13 protein-coding genes and 1 other RNA gene are annotated in these 17,652 nt (G+C 67.8%); 4 read left to right on the top strand and 10 right to left on the bottom strand.

The window, feature by feature from the left end; translation table 11 throughout:
• The first annotated feature begins 224 nt into the window (after positions 1 to 224).
• Positions 225 to 1,028 (top strand): transglutaminase family protein, encoded by an 804-nt coding sequence (locus A5764_RS23930; RefSeq protein WP_067118265.1) that lies wholly within the window; start codon positions 225 to 227, stop codon positions 1,026 to 1,028.
• Between the two features lie 171 nt (positions 1,029 to 1,199).
• On the opposite strand, the gene A5764_RS23935 is transcribed toward A5764_RS23930, so the two are convergent.
• The 9 genes from A5764_RS23935 to A5764_RS23975 form a co-directional block, all read right to left on the bottom strand.
• A complete protein-coding gene (locus A5764_RS23935) occupies positions 1,200 to 1,664 on the bottom strand; it encodes a phage tail protein (RefSeq protein WP_067118452.1) in 465 nt (154 codons plus the stop codon).
• Positions 1,665 to 2,333: 669 nt separating this feature from the next.
• Positions 2,334 to 2,552: a hypothetical protein gene (locus A5764_RS23940; RefSeq protein ID WP_067118268.1), complete on the bottom strand. Its 219-nt coding sequence runs from the start codon at positions 2,550 to 2,552 to the stop codon at positions 2,334 to 2,336.
• Between the two features lie 9 nt (positions 2,553 to 2,561).
• On the bottom strand, positions 2,562 to 3,422 hold the full coding sequence (locus A5764_RS23945) for a TIGR03619 family F420-dependent LLM class oxidoreductase (RefSeq protein WP_067118271.1): 861 nt from the start codon (positions 3,420 to 3,422) through the stop codon (positions 2,562 to 2,564).
• Entirely contained in the window at positions 3,419 to 4,045 is a 627-nt protein-coding gene (locus A5764_RS23950) for a PaaI family thioesterase (RefSeq protein WP_067118274.1), read from the bottom strand. The genes A5764_RS23945 and A5764_RS23950 overlap by 4 nt, the downstream gene beginning before the upstream one ends.
• A 16-nt stretch (positions 4,046 to 4,061) precedes the next feature.
• Positions 4,062 to 7,058, bottom strand: coding sequence for a bifunctional [glutamine synthetase] adenylyltransferase/[glutamine synthetase]-adenylyl-L-tyrosine phosphorylase (locus A5764_RS23955; protein ID WP_067118277.1), 2,997 nt, complete (start codon positions 7,056 to 7,058; stop codon positions 4,062 to 4,064).
• 60 nt (positions 7,059 to 7,118) lie between these two features.
• The gene (gene glnA / locus A5764_RS23960; protein WP_067118280.1) at positions 7,119 to 8,459 is read right to left on the bottom strand and encodes a type I glutamate--ammonia ligase; all 1,341 of its coding nucleotides are present in this window, start codon (positions 8,457 to 8,459) and stop codon (positions 7,119 to 7,121) included.
• 83 nt (positions 8,460 to 8,542) lie between these two features.
• Positions 8,543 to 10,108, bottom strand: coding sequence for an alpha/beta hydrolase (locus tag A5764_RS23965; protein ID WP_067118282.1), 1,566 nt, complete (start codon positions 10,106 to 10,108; stop codon positions 8,543 to 8,545).
• Between the two features lie 138 nt (positions 10,109 to 10,246).
• Positions 10,247 to 11,803 carry an alpha/beta hydrolase gene (locus A5764_RS23970; protein ID WP_067118285.1) on the bottom strand — a complete coding sequence of 519 codons (1,557 nt, stop codon included), beginning with the start codon at positions 11,801 to 11,803 and terminating at the stop codon, positions 10,247 to 10,249.
• A gap of 57 nt (positions 11,804 to 11,860) precedes the next feature.
• Complete coding sequence (locus A5764_RS23975; protein ID WP_369807365.1) at positions 11,861 to 13,261, bottom strand: wax ester/triacylglycerol synthase family O-acyltransferase; 1,401 nt, start codon at positions 13,259 to 13,261, stop codon at positions 11,861 to 11,863.
• Positions 13,262 to 13,383: 122 nt separating this feature from the next.
• Between A5764_RS23975 and panB the strand changes: the two genes are divergently transcribed.
• From panB to A5764_RS23990, 3 genes are all read left to right on the top strand, one after another.
• Positions 13,384 to 14,229 carry a 3-methyl-2-oxobutanoate hydroxymethyltransferase gene (gene panB / locus A5764_RS23980; protein WP_067118458.1) on the top strand — a complete coding sequence of 282 codons (846 nt, stop codon included), beginning with the start codon at positions 13,384 to 13,386 and terminating at the stop codon, positions 14,227 to 14,229.
• A 133-nt stretch (positions 14,230 to 14,362) separates the two neighbouring features.
• Positions 14,363 to 15,571 carry a cellulase family glycosylhydrolase gene (locus A5764_RS23985; RefSeq protein WP_197501706.1) on the top strand — a complete coding sequence of 403 codons (1,209 nt, stop codon included), beginning with the start codon at positions 14,363 to 14,365 and terminating at the stop codon, positions 15,569 to 15,571.
• A gap of 94 nt (positions 15,572 to 15,665) precedes the next feature.
• Positions 15,666 to 17,177 carry a CYTH and CHAD domain-containing protein gene (locus A5764_RS23990; protein ID WP_067118464.1) on the top strand — a complete coding sequence of 504 codons (1,512 nt, stop codon included), beginning with the start codon at positions 15,666 to 15,668 and terminating at the stop codon, positions 17,175 to 17,177.
• 23 nt (positions 17,178 to 17,200) lie between these two features.
• Here A5764_RS23990 and rnpB read toward each other — a convergent pair.
• Positions 17,201 to 17,601: RNase P RNA component class A (gene rnpB / locus A5764_RS23995), an RNA gene on the bottom strand.
• Positions 17,602 to 17,652: the final 51 nt, after the last annotated feature.

Below are 17,652 nucleotides of genomic sequence, written 5' to 3' on the forward strand. Positions count from 1 at the left end.
TTTTTCAACTCGCCCCCTCCCTGGGTTTTGCGTGCTTAATGGTTGTCCACCCCGGGGGGCCCGGGGGGGCCAACCCCCGCGGGCCGACACCAAGGGTTTTCGGAACCTCTGGGATGCCACGGAAGCCGGTTCGGTCTGCAGGACTTACTCGCAACTTCGCGCCATCCCGGCCCGGCGCCCTCGCCCGCCTGGCGAATCCGCAACTATTGGCGGATCATCGCGCTATGAGACGAGAAGTGGGCGCCGAAATGGAAGTTGAGATCACCGCGCCCACCACGCTGGAGTTCCAGATCGGTGTTGCTCCGCATCCTCGCGCCCAGGTCTTTGAGTCGCTGAGCTTTGTCTTGAACGGACGGTCCGTCCAGCCCTTGGAAGTCAGCGGTGTACATGGCAACCGCATCCACAAGTTCGACGCAGAGGTGGGCACACTGAAAGTCCGCTACGCGGCGACGATCGTTGGTCAGACCGATCCGGCTCCGGTGACCGAATACGATAAGTCTCAATATCTGCGGCCCAGCCGCTACGCCGAGGCCGATAAGTTCTACGGGTTCGCCACAACCGAGTTCGGCACCTACGGTGATTCGGAGACGCTGTTGAAGAATGTGAGTTCGTGGGTGGGCACCCGACTGAATTACGTGCCTGGCTCAAGCGATCCGATCGATGGAGCGGTGGAGACGCTGCTCGCCGGCGAAGGCGTGTGCCGCGACTACGCACATCTGGTGGTGGCACTGCTGCGCGCGGTCAAGGTGCCGGCCCGCCTGGTGTCGGTGTACGCGCCCGGCGTGTACCCGATGGACTTTCATGCGGTGGCCGAGGCTTTGGTCGAGGACCAATGGCGGGTCGTCGATGCAACGTTGCTGGCACCGCGGCAAACCCTGGTGCGCATAGCCACCGGTCGGGACGCCTCCGACACCGCGTTCCTCGATAATCACAAAGGGGCGATCACGCTGAACGAGCTGGTGGTGACCGCCGCCGTTGACGGCGATTTGCCCGTGGATTCGATCGACCAACTGGTCTACATCCGCTGAGTGGGGCAATGGGTTCGACGAACGGGCGGCGTACTGATCCAGATGGTCTGGCAGACAAGCTTGTTGAAGCCGGCCGCGACTAGGGCGTGTCTGACAACTAGGGCGGCCAGATGGTGATTGTCGTAACGGTTGGCCAAGCCGCGGCGTCGCTTGACGACGTGGGTCAGTTGACTAGTACTCATTTTTGAGGTTGAAGTAGGAACCACGAATGGTTCCGGCCAGCCTCGACTTCTGTCTCGCGAATTTGAACCGCGAGGCGAGCTCCGCGGGGACAGCCATTCCTTCGGACAGCTTGAACCCGACCGCCCGCTTCTTGGGGTCGTCGACGGCATACATGACGTTGATCGACAGACCGTTCTCGTAGAAGACGTAGGCGATTCGTATGTTCTTGATCTGGAAGGCCGTCGCCTCGAGTGGGCGAGACGAGATGACGATGTCGCGTTCTTCCTTGAGGATCCGATGCACCCAGTCGATGGTTGTCTTGGCGTCGCTCGCCGGCTCCACCGCGAAGATGTAGTCGTACTTGTTCTTGAAGTAGCGGGCCTCGTGCGCTCGAAGACCAGCAAGCGCGGCCGCAACCGGCGAAGACTCCAGGCCGACGGCTGAGACAGTGTTGAAATCCACGGTGTAAGGCAACGATGCCCTCCCGAACGCGCCAAGGTTGACCACCGGGGTCGGTCCGCACGTTACCTTACCTGGCGTAGTGGAGCGCCCCGACGCACCTTTAACCGGTACTAATCGCACGGGCGCCGGAGCCGTCGAGGACGGGTTGCATACCTGACCGGTCACGCAAGCGTCCACGCGACCTGAACAGCTAGCCGCGTCCATCGTCGGGGACGCCACCGGCGAGACAACCTTTCGGTAGCCGTCTGCTGCAACACAATTGGTCGACGTGAGCCGAGCACACACGGCCGACGCGACTGAGAGGCGTACACTCACGAAACCGGGACCGACGCAGGCCCCCATATCGAAGGGCCATGATGTCTGATAAATCTCCTCGGCAAACTATGACGAAGAAGAAGTCCGCTAAATCGCTGAAAGAGAAACGCGCCGACAAGCGCGCCAAGGCTGATCGGACCTCACAGACCGAGGCTTTGCTGCATACCAAGCAACGCTGAGGCGACAATCCTGTCGCAGTCCGGCGCAATCGTGCCCACCCCGAGGTCGTCAGCCCAGCCTCGACGTCCAGCGTTGCCGTCACACGTCGCAGCCGAACTGGATACCTAACGAAATACTGCGGATGTTGCGGCTCGTTTTTCCGCTGCCCTCGCGCGGCCGCGCCAAACCCGTTCCGGCGCGACGGCGTCAGTTCGGGCGACGACCCAGGATCCCGCGCGACATCCTGACCGGCTGCCCCTCGGCCATCTCGACCACCTCCAGCCAGCCGCCCGGCGCGACGTAATGCCGCTCGACGTCTTCGCGGTGCATGTTGATGATCAGCACACCGGCGTCGGTGACCTCGTAGCTGTCGAACGCGCCGTAGTCTCGCGGTTCACCGTTGCTGAAAACGACCGTAAACGCCACCCGTAAAGCCTAACCGTCGAGCGCCAGGTCCTTGCGGAAGCGCTGCATGCCGTCGATCTTGTCGTCCAGCGTGGCGTCCGGGCCGGCGTAGAACATCCACGGCATGGTGATGATCCCGGTGATCCCGGCGTCGGCGGCGCGCTGATAATCGGCAGTGGTGAAGGCATCGGTCAGCGGCGTCAGGATGGTGAAATCGTCCAGAGAGAGCCCGTTTTCGGCCCGCAGTTCCCGCATCCGGCCCACCGCCTCGATGGCCCGATCGGTCTTGATCAGGTCCCCGATCCAGCCGTCGTTGCGGGCGGCCCGGCGCAGCGCGGCCTCGCTGAGCCCGCCGACGTACACGGGTATCGGCGGCGGGGTGGGTTGCATCTCCAGCCGCGGGGTCGGGTAAAACTCGCCGCCGAACTCCGTCCAGCCCGGTTGCCACAGCGCCCGCATCAGCTCGATGATCTCATCGGTGCGTTTGCCGCGGGCGTCGAACCGCTCGCCCATCAGGGCGAATTCCTCTCGGCACCAGCCGACGCCGATGCCCAGCTCCACCCGGCCCGACGCCAAAACCGCGGCGGTGCCAATGGCTTTGGCCGCCGAGTACGGGTTGCGCATGGCGGGGATGTAGACCGTGGTGACGAACCGCAGCCGGGTGGTGACCTGTGCCAGCGCGCCAACGAGCACCCAGGGGTCGGGCCAGTCAGTGAACGGCTGCCAACGGCGTTGCCCATCCTTGGTGTACGGATACGGGGTGTCCAGGGTCTCCAGGTTGACAACGTGGTCGGGGATCCCGATTCCGTCGTAGCCGAGTTCGTCGGCGGCCTTGGCGATCTCGATGATCTCCCGGGTGTTCAAAAAGGCGCTGCTGACGTAGAACTTCATTCGGCTTCCCGCGCCCACGCCGGCATGATGAACACGCCGTCCGCCTCGGCGGTCACCCCAGCGGAGTCCGAAATATTGCCCCGCGCATAGGCTTTGACGCCTTCGGCGCGTTCGATCCACGCCTCGGAGCGCAGCGGCCCCAGCGGCGTGCCGCGCAGGTACTTGATGGTGATGGTCCCGGTGAACAGCGGTTTGGTCAGGCCCTTGCTGGCCGCCTCGCCGAGCATGTGGTCCAGTACCAGGGCGCTCACACCGCCGTGCACCAGGCCGGGCGGCCCCTCGTACGCCGCGCCCAGCACGAACTCGCTCCAGCACCGGCTGTCGCCCTCGTGGTTCACCACCACCGGCGGGGCGATCGGGTTGCACTGGCCGATCACCGCGTTTCCCAACGGCACCGGGCGGTCGTCGACGCGGTAGGTCACCCCGGCCGGCCGGGTGCCTTGGCTCAGCAATGAAGTGGTCGCGGCCTGTATCGCGGTGCGCGCCTGCGCGACGATGTCGTCGTCAGCCTGGGTGCGGATGGTGGCGTCGATGAGCTCGCGAACGGCCTCGGCCAACGGCGCATAGGTCGCCGTGACCCGGTCGAGCTCCTCTTCGCTTAACACCTCAAACGTGGCTTCCAACGATCCGCCTTTCGACTTAACTCCCAAAAACCTTGCGCACCACGGCTTTTGCCCGGCGCGTCACCCGCAGGTAGTTGTCCAGGAACTCGCCGCCGTCGTCGGTGGGCCAGCCCGCCGCCACCGCGACGGCGTTGAGCTGGCGCCCGGGCCCGGGCAGCTGGTCGGTGGGCTTGCCGCGGACCAGCACCAGCGCGTTGCGGGCCCGGGTCGCGGTGAGCCAAGCCTGGCGGAGCAGGTCCACCTCGTCTTGGGCCACCAGGCCGGCCGAGGCGATGGCGTCCAGCGAGTCGAGCGTGGAGGTGTTGTGTAGCGCCGGCACCTCGTGGGCGTGGCGCAGCTGCATGAGCTGCACCGTCCATTCGATGTCGGCCAGTCCGCCGCGGCCCAGCTTGGTGTGGGTGTTGGGATCCGCACCGCGCGGCAACCGCTCGGCCTCGACGCGGGCCTTGATGCGGCGGATCTCACGCACCGCCTCGGCCGACACGCCGTCGGGCGGGTAGCGCGTCTGGTCGGCCATCAGCAGGAACCGCTGACCCAGCTCGGCGTCGCCGGCGACGGCGTGCGCGCGCAGCAGGGCCTGGATCTCCCACGGTTGCGCCCACTGCGCGTAGTAGGCGGCATAGGACGCCAGCGTGCGCACCAGCGCGCCGCTTCGGCCCTCGGGGCGCAGGTTCGCGTCGACCTCCAACGGCGGGTCGACGCTGGGCGTCCCCAGCAGCGCCCGCACCTGCTCGGCGATCGTCGTCGCCCACCGCACCGCCTGCGAGTCCTCGACACCGCTGGCGGCCTCGCACACGAACATCACGTCCGCGTCCGACCCGTAGCCCAGCTCGGCGCCCCCCAGCCGGCCCATGCCGATCACCGCGATGGCCGCCGGAGCCTTTCCTTTTTCGGAGCCGCCGCTGGGCAGGTTGGCCCGGATCATCGCCTCCAGCGCCGCCTGCAGCACCGCCACCCACACCGACGTGAGCGCCTTGCACACGTCTCGGACCTCCAGCAGGCCGAGCAGATCGGCGGAGCCGATGCGGGCCAGTTCGCGGCGGCGCAGCGTGCGCGCCCCGGCGATCGCCCGCACCGGGTCGGCGTACCGGCTCGCCGAGGAGATCAGCGCGCGGGCCACCGCTTCGGGTTCGGTCTCGAGCAGCTTCGGGCCGGCCGGGCCGTCGCTGTAATCCTGAATCACCCTGGGAGCGCGCATCAACAGGTCCGGCACATAGGTGGAGGTCCCCAGCACATGCATGAGCCGCTTGGCCACCGCGGGCTTGTCCCGCAGCGTGGAAAGGTACCAGCGCTCCCCCGCCAGCGCCTCAGACAGGCGCCGGTACGCCAGCAGCCCGCCGTCGGGGTGGGGCGCGTACGACATCCAGTTCAGCAGCCGCGGCAGCAGAACGGCCTGGACCCGGCCGCGCCGACCGCTCTGGTTGACCAACGCCGACATGTGCTTGAGCGCCGTCTGCGGGCCCTCGTAGCCCAGCGCGGCCAGCTGCCGCTCGGCGGCCTCGGACGTCATGCCGTGTGAGATCTCGAGACCGGGCGGCCCGATCGACTCCAGCAGTGGTTGGTAGAAGAGCTTGGCGTGCAGCTGGGATACCCGCACGTTTTGGTGCCTGAGCTCCTCGCGCAGCACCCCCGCCGCATCGTGCCGGCCGTCCGGCCGGATATGGGCCGCCCGCGCCAGCCAGCGCACCGCCTCGTCGTCGTCGACTTCCGGCAGCAGGTGGGTGCGCTTGAGGCGCCGCAGCTGCAGCCGGTGCTCGAGCAACCGTAGGAACTCGTAAGAGGCGGTGAGGTTGGCCGAATCCTCGCGCCCGACGTAGCCGCCGCGGCCCAACGCGCCCAGCGCGTCCACGGTCGACGCCACGTGCAGCGACTCGTCGCTGCGGCCGTGCACCAACTGCAGCAGCTGCACCGCGAATTCCACGTCGCGCAATCCGCCGCTGCCGAGCTTGATCTCGCGGGCCCGCACCTCGGCCGGCACCAGCTGCTCGACCCGCCGGCGCATCGCCTGCACTTCGACCACGAAATCCTCACGCTCGCAGGCGACCCACACCATGGGCATCAACGCGGCCACGTAGCCCTCGCCGAGATCGGCGTCGCCCGCCGCCGGCCGAGCTTTCAGCAGCGCCTGGAACTCCCACGTCTTCGCCCAGCGCTGGTAATAGGCGACGTGCGATTCCAGCGTGCGGATCAGCTCACCGCTGCGGCCCTCCGGGCGCAGCCCGGCATCGACCTGGAAGAACGCCTCCGAGGCCACCCGCATCATCTCGCCGGCTACCCGGGCGCTCAGCGCGTCGGCGCGCTCGGCGACGAAGATGACGTCGACGTCGCTGACGTAGTTCAGTTCGCGCGCACCGCATTTGCCCATCGCGATGACCGCCAGCCGCGGCGGCGTGCGCTCGCCGCACACGGTCGCCTCGGCCACCCGCAGCGCGGCCGCCAGCGCGGCGTCGGCGATGTCCGAGAGATGCGCGGACACCTCAGTGAACGGCAGCACCGGCTCGTCCTCGACCGTGGCGGCCAGATCGAGGGCGGCCAGCACCAGCAGACGGTCGCGATACAACGTCTGCAGTCGCGGCACCGCCGGACCCTGCGCCGCCAACACCTCGTCGGCGCTCCCGGTGAACTCCGCGTGCAGCTCCTCGTGCGAGGGCAATGTGACCTTGCCGCGCAATAGCTTCCAGGATTGCGGATGGGCGGCCACATGATCCCCGAGCGCCAGCGACGAGCCGAGCACCGCGAACAGCCGGCCGCGCAGGCCGCGTTCGGTGAGCAGCGCAGCGTTGAGCTCGTCCCACCCGGTCTCCGGGTTCTCCGCCAGTCGGATCAGGGTGCGCAGCGCGGCGTCGGGGTCCGGCGCGCGCGACAGCGACCACAGCCGGTCGATGTGGGCCTGGTCGTCGTGGTCGTACCAACCCAACTGCGCCAGCCGGTCACCGGCCGGCGGGTCGACCAGCCCGAGCCGGCCCACGCCCGGCAGCTTCGGGCGCTCGGTCGCGGGTTTGGTCACGTCCAAGACGGTAGCGCAACGCGCCGATCTGCCGGATCACCCGGCGGTTGCGATAGGCGATGAAACCTACAGCGACAGGTAGGTGCTCAGCTCGTAGGGCGTGACGTGGCTGCGGTAGTTCGCCCACTCCGCGCGCTTGTTGCGCAGGAAGAAGTCAAAGACGTGCTCCCCCAAGGCTTCCGCGACGAGCTCGGAGGATTCCATGGCGCGTAGCGCGGTGTCGAGGCTGGTGGGCAGCTCGCGATAGCCCATCGTGAGCCGCTCCTCGGGGGTGAGGTCCCACAGGTTGTCCTCTGCCTGCGGGCCGAGCACGTAGCCCTTCTCCACGCCGCGCAATCCCGCGGCCAGCAGCACGGCGAACGTCAGGTACGGGTTGCACGCCGAGTCGGGGCTGCGCACCTCGATCCGCCGCGACGACGTCTTGTGCGGCGTGTACATCGGCACCCGCACCAAAGCCGACCGGTTGGCCGCCCCCCACGACGCGGCGGTGGGCGCCTCGCCGCCCTGCACCAGCCGCTTGTAGGAATTGACCCACTGGTTGGTGACCGCGCTGATCTCCGGCGCGTGCTCCAGGATCCCGGCGATGAACGACTTGCCCACATCCGACAGCTGCAGCGGGTCGTCGGGGCTGTGGAAGGCGTTGACCTCGCCCTCGAACAGGCTCATGTGCGTGTGCATGGCCGAGCCGGGATGCTCGGCGAAGGGCTTGGGCATGAACGACGCCCGGGCGCCGTTCTCGATCGCGACCTCCTTGATGACGTAGCGGAACGTCATCACGTTGTCGGCCATCGACAACGCGTCGGCGAAGCGCAGGTCGATCTCCTGCTGGCCCGGCGCGCCCTCGTGGTGGCTGAACTCGACCGAGATGCCCATGAGTTCCAGGGACTCGATCGCGTGCCGGCGGAAGTTGGACGCCGAGTCGTGCACCGCCTGGTCGAAATAGCCGGCGGTGTCGACGGGAACCGGGCGCGACCCGTCGTCGGAACCGGGCTTCAGCAGGAAGAACTCGATTTCGGGATGCACATAGCAGGAAAACCCGAGGTCGTTGGCCTTCTGCAGCTGGCGCCGCAGCACGTGCCGCGGGTCGGCCCACGACGGCGAGCCGTCGGGCATGGTGATGTCGCAGAACATCCGCGCCGAGTGGTGGTGGCCGGACGATGTGGCCCAGGGCAGCACCTGGAAGGTCGACGGATCGGGGTTGGCCACGGTGTCGGATTCGGAGACCCGCGCGAAGCCCTCGATCGAGGAGCCGTCGAAGCCGATGCCCTCTTCGAAGGCGCCTTCGAGCTCGGCCGGGGCGATGGCGACCGACTTGAGGTAACCGAGCACATCGGTGAACCAGAGCCGAACGAAGCGGATGTCTCGTTCCTCCAGCGTGCGGAGGACGAATTCCTTCTGTCGATCCATACCCCGAACAGTAGGCAACTGCTGTTAATTCTGTGTTACCGACGCCCGCTCAGAACCGTTGCCAACCCGGCAAACGCGTCCGCTCAGGGCTGGCAGCGCAGCGCCGCCGGCGGCGGGGCCCCGGCGACGAAGTACCGCACCACCGCGGTATCGACGCACTGGTCGCCGTTGAACACCGCGGTGTGCTGGGTCCCGTCGTAGGTGATCAGCGGCGCGCCCAGCTGGCGGGCCAGGCTCACGCCGGCCTGGTAGGGGGTGGCCGGGTCGTGCGTGGTGGAGACGACGACGACCTTGCCCGCGGCGACGGGCGGCGCGGCGTGCGGTTTCGACGTGGCGGGCACCGGCCACAGCGCGCACAGGTCGCGCGGGGCGTTTCCGGTGAACTGCCCGTAGCTCAGGAACGGGGCGAGCTGGCGCATCTTCTGGTCGGCGGCGACCCACGTCGCCGAGTCTGCCGGCGTCGGCGCGTCGACGCACCGCACCCCGTTGAACGCGTCCTGGTCGTTGCTGTAGTGGCCGTTTTTATCACGGCCGTCGTAATCGTCGGCCAGCAACAGCAAGTCACCGGCGTCGGTGCCGCGCTGCAGCCCGAGCAGCCCGCTGGTCAAGTACTTCCAGTGCTGCGGGGTGTAGAGCGCGTTGATGGTTCCCGTCGTCGCGTCGGCGTAGCTCAGGCCGCGCGGATCCGACGTGCGGCCGGGCTTGACCACCAGCGGGTCGATCAGGGCGTGGTAGCGGTTGACGAATTGCGCCGGATCGGTGCCCAGCGGGCAGGCCGCCGAGCGGGCGCAGTCCTTGGCGTAGTCGTTGAAAGCCGTTTGGAATCCGGCCATTTGGTTGATGTTTTCCTGCACCGGGTCAACGGTGGGGTCGATGGCGCCGTCGAGCACCATCGACCGCACGTGGGGGCTGAACCCCTCTAGGTAGGCGGTGCCCAGTTCCGTGCCGTAGCTGTAGCCCAGGTAGCTGATCTGATCCTCGCCCAGTGCCTGGCGGACCATGTCCATGTCCCGGGCCGCGGAGGCGGTGCCGGCATTGGCCAGAAACGCGTTGCCCATCCGGCCGGCGCATTGCTGCGCCAGCTGTCGGTAGAGCTGCTCGATGTGGGCCACGCCGGCGGGGCTGTAATCGACCATCGGTTCGCGGCGGAAGGCGTCGAACTCGGCGTCGCTGCGGCAGCGCAACTGCGGGGTCGAGTGGCCCACCCCCCGCGGGTCAAACCCCACCAGATCGAAGTTTCGGGTGATGTCGCTGTTTTCCAGGTCCGAAGCCAGGCCGGCGACCATGTCGACGGCTGACGCCCCCGGTCCGCCCGGGTTGACCAACAGCGATCCCATCCGCCGACCGGTCGCCGGCACCCGGATCACCGCCAGCTTCGCTTGCGCGCCACCGGGATTGGCGTAGTCGACCGGCACCGACACGGTGGTGCACCGGGCGGTGGGAAGGCCGCTGGTGTCGGTCAGGAATTGGCCGCAGCCGCCCCAGCCCTGCGGCCCCGCGGCGGCGGCCGGCGGAGCCGGGCTCGGGGTCTGGCCCGCACCGGGTTCCGGGGTGGCGCCCGCCACCGGCAGCGCCGATTGCCCCGCAACCAGCATCCCGAACGACAGCAGCGCCGAGCTCAAGGGTCTCAGGCGCGACATGGCAGCCATCGTTGCAGCCGCGAATACCCGAAGCGGCGCGAAACGGTTACGCCTTGGTCTCGCCTCTTACCTCGCCGAACGTGTACTCAGCGCGAGAGATCGGCCGGAATTTCGCAACCAGTGCACGTTCGGCGAAAGGTTGAAGGGTCAGCACTTGGCGCCGCTGGGCGGCGTGTCACCACCGATCAGATACGCCGTCACGTAGTCGTCGACGCAGCTGTCGCCCTGAAAGACCACCGTGTGCTGGGTCCCGTCGAAGGTGAGCAGCGAGCCGCGCAGCTGACTGGCCAGATCGACGCCGGCCTTGTAGGGAGTCGCCGGGTCGTGCGTGGTCGACACCACCACGGTCGGTGCCAGTCCGGGCGCCGAAACGGCGTGCGGCTTGCTGGTCGGCGGCACGGGCCAGAACGCGCAGGTGCCAAGCGGCGCGTCACCGGTGAACTGCCCGTAGCTCATGAACGGGGCGATCTCGCGGGACCGCCGGTCTTCGTCGATCACCTTGGTTCGGTCCGTAATCGGCGGCTGGTCAACGCAATTGATTGCCACTCGTGCGTCGGTGGCATTGGTGTAGTGGCCGTGCGGGTCGCGGCGCATGTACATGTCGGCCAGGGCGAGCAGGGTGTCGCCGTGGTGGTCGGTCAGTTCGGTCAGGCCGTCGGTCAGGTGATGCCACAGCGTCGGTGAGTACAGCGCCATGATGGTGCCGACGATCGCGTCGGCGTAACTCAACCCGCGTGGATCCTTCGTCGGCATCGGCCTACCGACCATCTCGTTGTTCGGGTCGACCATCGGGTCGACCAGGCTGTGGTAGACCTCGACGGCCTTCGCCGGGTCGGTGCCCAGCGGGCAGCTCGGTTGCTTCGCGCAATCGGTGGCGTAGTCCTTGAACGCGTCCTGAAATCCCTTGGCCTGCCGCAGGTCCGCCTCGATGGGGTCGGCGTTGGGGTCGACGGCGCCGTCGAGGATCATCGCCCGCACCTTGGTCGGGTAGGCCTCCGCGTAGGCCGAGCCGATCCGGGTTCCGTAGGAGTAGCCGAGGTAGGTCAGCTTGTCGTCGCCCAGCGCGGCGCGGATGGCGTCCAGGTCGCGGGCCACGTTGACGGTTCCGACGTTGGCCAGGAACTTTTTGCCCAGCTTGTCGACGCAGCGGCCGACGAACTGCTTGGTCTCGTCCTCGATGTGAGCCACACCCGCCGGGCTGTAGTCGACGTTCGGCTCGGTGCGCAGCCTGTCGTTGTCGGCGTCGGAGTTGCACCAGATGGCCGGCCGCGAGGACGCCACCCCGCGGGGATCGAAGCCGACCAGGTCGAACCGCTCGCGGATGCGCTTGGGCAACGTCTGGACGACGCCCAAGGCGGCCTCGATGCCGGACTCACCGGGGCCGCCCGGGTTGATCACCAGCGAGCCGATCTTGTCGCCCGTCGCGGGAAAGCGGATCAGCGCCAGCGTCGCCACGTCGCCGTCGAGGTGGTCGTAGTCGACCGGCACGGCCAGCCGGCCGCACAGCGCACCGGCGGGGATCTTGGCCTGGGGGTTCGAGGAGCGGCAGGGCGTCCATTCGACCGCCTGGCCCAGCTTGGGGCCGGCCATCACTGCCCGGCCGCCGATCACCCGGACGCAGCCCGCGACCATCAGCGCCACGGCAGCGACCGCGGTCCAGATCAGCAGCGTGCGCGCGAGCTTGTCGCGGCGAGTCAGGCCCATGCCCTCATATGCTGCCAGAGCCAACCTGAGATTTTGATGAGCGCCACCACCGGCCGGCTACCCGGCGGCTGCCAGCAGTTCTTCCATCGCCACTCCGAAGTCGTCGGCCATCTCCCACATGTCCGGAACCAGGTCCGGACACGAGATGAGCCCGACGTCCAACTTGCCGCTCAGCGACATCACGGTGATGTTGAGGCCCGAACCGTGAAAGATCGGCCCCAGCGGATACATCGCCTTGACCTCGCAGCCCAGAAAGTACAGCGGCTCCTGCGGACCGGGGACGTTGGACACCACCAGGTTGTGCACCGGCATGCTCTCGGTCAACCGCGTCCGCGCGTAGAGCCGCATCGCGATGCCGAAAACCCCCGACGCGGCGAACTGCGACCAATCCTGCAACAGCGAATCCCCGATGGCCGAGCTGTGTTCCTTGGCAACCGAAGTCGCTTCCGCGATGGACTTGAGGCGCTGCGCCGGGTCTGCGATTTGGGTGTGCAGGTTGGAAAACATCGCCGACACCTGGTTGCGCCCGGGACGATCGGATTTGCCGTGCACCGACACCGGCACCGAGGCCACCAGCGAGGATTCCGGCAAGGCGTTGCGCTCGGCCAGGTACTGGCGAAGGACTCCCGACACCAAGGCCATCACCACGTCGTTGACCTTGACGCCAAAATGGTTTTTCACCTTCTTGACGTCCTCGAGGTCCAGCTGCGCGTAAGCGATGTTGCGACGGCCGCTGATGCTGGCGTTGAACGCGGTCCGCGGCGCGGCGAACGGACGCGCCATCGCCTGGCCCTCGAGGGCCTTTCGCGCCGTCGCCATCAACGACGACATCGTCTGCGGCACCACGTTGGCCAGCTGCAGTGGCCGGGTGGCGAACCGAACCAACCCTCCTGCAGCGATCTGCCAGCCGCTGCCACCCCCGACGCCATCCACCGGATCCGGTGGGGGCGCATCGGCCTCGGTGGCGCACAGCTGCGACATCAGGTTGGCGCCGGTGACCCCGTCGACCCCAGAGTGGTGCACCTTGGTCATCACCGCCACCCGCCCGTCGCGATGGCAATCGGTGCCCGCCACCCCCTCGATCACCCACATCTCCCACAGCGGCCGGCGACGGTCCAGGGGCAGCGACGCGATGTGCCCGCAAATCTCCGACAGTTCGGTGCGCCCGCCCGGTGGCGGCAACCCGATGCGATGCAAGTGGCGGTCGACCTCGAAGTTGTCGTCGTCCACCCATACCGGGTGATCGAGGTTCAGCGCGCTGTTGGCCAGCTTTTCGCGGAACTGCGGCATCGCCTTGAGGCGTAGCGACAACGACTCCCGCAGCCGGTCGAAGCTGTAGCCACCGGGCATCGTCGCGGTGTCCAGGTCGATGATCGAGCAAACATGCATCGGCTGGGCCGGGGTCTCGAGGTAGAGGAAACTGGCGTCGAGACCGCTGAGCCGCTGCATGGGCGCCATGGTATGTGTCACACCGCTTGGGCGGTGCGAATGCAGACAACAGATGGCAGAATGTGTGGGTCAGACGAACCCGGGGACCCACAGGGCCACGAGGATCGAACCGACCACTACCAGGGACAATGATGTCTGAGCAAAACGTTTATGGGGCAAACCCGTCCGCGCCTGCCAAGCCGCTGACCAAGATCCGCACTCATCACCTGCAGAAAATGAAGGCCGAGGGCCACAAGTGGGCCATGCTGACGGCCTACGACTATTCGACCGCCCGCATCTTCGACGAGGCCGGCATCCCGGTGCTGCTCGTCGGCGACTCGGCGGCCAACGTGGTCTACGGCTACGACACCACCGTGCCCGTCTCGATCGACGAATTGATCCCGCTGGTCCGCGGCGTGGTGCGGGGCGCTCAACACGCCATGGTCGTCGCCGACCTGCCGTTCGGCAGCTACGAGGCCGGACCGACGGCCGCGCTGGCCGCGGCCACCCGGTTCATGAAGGAGGCGGGCGCGCACGCCGTCAAGCTCGAGGGCGGTGAGCGGGTCGCCGAGCAGATCGCCTGCCTGACCGCGGCCGGCATCCCGGTGATGGCGCACATCGGCTTCACGCCGCAAAGCGTGAACACCCTCGGCGGCTTCCGGGTGCAGGGCCGCGGCGACGCCGCCGAACAGACCGTCGCCGACGCGATCGCCGTCGCCGAAGCCGGCGCGTTCTCGGTCGTCATGGAAATGGTGCCCGCGGAGCTGGCCACCCAGATCACCGGCAAGCTGACCATTCCGACCGTCGGGATCGGGGCCGGCCCGAACTGCGACGCCCAGGTCCTGGTGTGGCAGGATATGGCCGGTCTGAGTGGCGGCAAGCCGCCCCGCTTCGTCAAGCGGTTCGCCGACATCGGTTCCGAATTACGCCGGGCGGCAATGCAATACGCGGAGGAAGTGGCCGGCAGCGTGTTTCCTGCCGACGTGCACTCCTTCTAGGCCGCCATTCGCGGACGGGCACTCAATCGACACTTTCCCCCGCTTGAGGCCTCGACCCCCTCTCCCCGGCTGTTGCTGAAACCTGTTGCGTGGCAACGCTGGTAGGGTTGCTGCTATAGACGATCGGGGTTTAGTGAGCGGGGTTGAACACAGCGTACACAGCGTCGGCGGCGGTCGCGGTGGCTTCGTCCACCGCCGATCGCTGCTGAAATTGCCGCTGCTGTTGGCGGGCGGCGCCGCCCTGGCCCGAGTACCCCGCGCCGCCGCGCAACCGACGCCGGACTCGAGCCGCTGGTCACCCGACCGCGCCGACCGCTGGTACCGGGCGCAGGGCTGGCTGGTCGGCGCCAACTACGTCACGTCGACCGCCATCAACCAGCTAGAGATGTTCCAGGCCGACACCTTCCACCCCCTTCGCATCCATGTCGAGTTGGGCTGGGCCCGGTCCGCCGGATTCAACACCGTGCGGGTGTTCCTGCACGACCAGCTCTGGGCCCAGGACGCCCGCGGGTTCCACGCCCGTCTCGCCCAGTTCGTCGCCATCGCGGCCGACCACAACATCAAACCGCTGTTCGTCCTGTTCGACTCCTGCTGGGACCCTTTTCCGAAAGCGGGCCCGCAGCGCGCCCCGACGCCCGGCATCCACAACTCCGGTTGGGTGCAGGGCCCAGGCGCCGAACGCCTCGGCGACCGCGGCTACCTCGACACGCTGCGGGCCTATGTGACGGCGGTACTCACCCAATTCCGCAACGACGAGCGGGTTTTGGGCTGGGATGTGTGGAACGAGCCCGACAATCCCTCGCGCCACTATGCGTCCGTCGAGAGGCCGGACAAGCTGCAGCTGGTCGCGGACCTGCTTCCGCAGGTGTTCGCCTGGGCGCGCGCGGTCGATCCCGTTCAACCATTGACGAGCGCCGTGTGGCAGGGCGAATGGGACACCGGGAGCACCGGCGTCATCAGCGGCATTCAGTTCGACAACTCCGACGTGGTCACCTTCCACTCCTACGGCGAGCCGGCCGACTTCGAGAAGCGCATCGACGAACTCGAATCCCAGGGGCGACCGGTCCTGTGCACGGAGTACCTGGCCCGTCCCCTGGGCAGCACCGTCGCAGACATTCTGCCAATCGCCAAGCGCCGCAAGGTTGGTGCGATCAATTGGGGGCTCGTCGCGGGGAAGACCCAGACCTACTTCCCATGGGACTCGTGGGATCACCCGTACCCATCGATCCCGGACGTCTGGTTCCACGACCTGCTGCAATCCAACGGGCGCCCGTTTCAGGACGGCGAAATCGAGATGGTTCGCCAGCTCACCGGCCGGGCGATGCACCTCGGCCCTCAGTAAGCGCGCAACCCCGGTATGGCACGCTATGGAGGCCAATTCCGACCGACCACGACGTTCGACACCGCGGCGATGCGCCGCCTCTATGGAGCCGAAAATGCCTGCAAAAGCGCCGAAAACCTCCCGCCATATGGAGGTGGAGCGCAAGTTTGACGTCGTCGAATCCACGGTGTCACCGTCGTTCGAAGGCATCGCCGCGGTCGACCGCGTCGAGAAGTCACCGATCCAGTCGCTGGACGCAACCTACTTCGACACGCCGACGCAGGACCTGGCCCGCAACAAGATCACCCTCCGGCGCCGCACCGGCGGATCGGACGCCGGCTGGCACCTGAAGCTGCCCGCCGGCCCCGAGGCCCGCACCGAGGTTCGCGCGCCGCTGGACGCATCGGAACCCGACACCGTGCCAAGCGAATTGCGGGATGTCGTGCTGGCGATCGTCCGCGACCGCCCACTTGATCCCGTCGCGCGCATCAGCACCGAACGCGAGAACCAGGTGCTCTATGGCGCCGACGGCGCGGAGCTCGCGGAGTTCAGCAACGACCACGTCACCGCGTGGGCGGCCGGGGGCGCCGACGGTTCGGACGCGCCGCCCGCAAAACAAGAGTGGCGCGAGTGGGAGCTCGAGCTGGCCGAGACCAACGGAGCGCCGAACACCGAGCTGTTGAGCCGGCTGAGCAATCGGCTACTCGACGCCGGCGCCGCGCCCGCCGGTCACGGCTCCAAGCTGGCACGCGTGCTCGGGGAAACGGCGCGGCCCGACGAGACGCCGCCGCCCACGGATCCGGTCCATCGTGCGGTGGCCGAGCAGGTCGACGAGTTGCTGGCGTGGGACCGGGCGGTGCGGGCCGACGCCGACGATGCCGTGCACCAGATGCGGGTGACCATCCGCAAGCTGCGCAGCCTGCTGGCCGACTCCCAGGATTCGTTGGGATCCTCGGACACCGCCTGGATCCTTGACGAGCTGCGCGAACTCGGCAATGTGCTGGGCGCGGCCCGCGACGCCGAGGTGCTCGCCGAGCGGTACGAACAGGCGCTGGACAAGCTGCCGGCCGAGCTGGTGCGCGGGCGCATCCGGGAACGCCTCGTCGAGGGCGCTCGGCGCCGCTACCAGACCGGGCTGCGGCGGGCGCTCATCGCGATGCGCTCCGAGCGCTACTTCCGGTTGCTCGACGCCCTCGACGCGCTGGTGACCGAGGCGCCCGCCGCCGCCTCGAGCGACGAGCACCCGCCGGTGACCATCGACGCCGCCTACAAGAAGGTGCGCAAGGCCGCCAAGGCCGCCGCTGAGGTGGATCAGGAGACCGAGCACGAGCGCGACGAGGCGCTGCATCGAATCCGCAAGCGCGCCAAGCGGCTTCGCTACACCGCGGCCGCCACCGGCGCCACCAAGGTGTCCGAACAGGCCAAGGCCATCCAGGGGCTGCTGGGCGATCACCAGGACAGCGTGGTCAGCCGGGCGCACCTCAGCCATCAGGCCGAAGCCGCCCACACCGCCGGTGAGGACACCTTCACCTACGGCCTGCTGTATCAGCAGGAGGCCGACTTGGCCGAGCGGTGCCGTCAGCAGCTCGACGCCGCCCTTCGCAAGCTGGCCAAATCGGTGCGCTAGGCAATCGGGCTAAGCGCGCGGGGCGGGCGAGTTGGCCTGTAAGCCGGATTCTGTTCCCCGCCGTCGCGGCTAAGCAACGGCAGCGGGGCGGCGACCATCCATCTGGACACACCGTCGCCGGGTGCCTCGAGCGGCCTACCCGCAGGCTCGGGCGAGCAACCCTCGAACGCCTGCGCGGCCGCACTTTCGCGCGGCCTTCTTGGCCTTGCTTCGGGTGGGGTTTGCCGAGCCACTCCGGTCACCCGGAATGCTGGTGCGCTCTTACCGCACCGTTTCACCCTTACCACCGCGAAGGTGGCGGTTTGTTTTCTGTGGCACTTTCCCGCGAGTCACCTCGGATTGCCGTTAGCAATCACCCTGCTCTGTGAAGTCCGGACTTTCCTCGAACCGCCTTTCGACGGCCCGCGGCCGCCCGGCCAACTCGTCCGCACGAACACGGTACTCGCTGCCCAAGCCCCTGACCAGCGGCGGCGGC

This window comes from Mycobacterium sp. 852002-51057_SCH5723018, from assembly GCF_001667035.1.
GTDB lineage: Bacteria > Actinomycetota > Actinomycetes > Mycobacteriales > Mycobacteriaceae > Mycobacterium.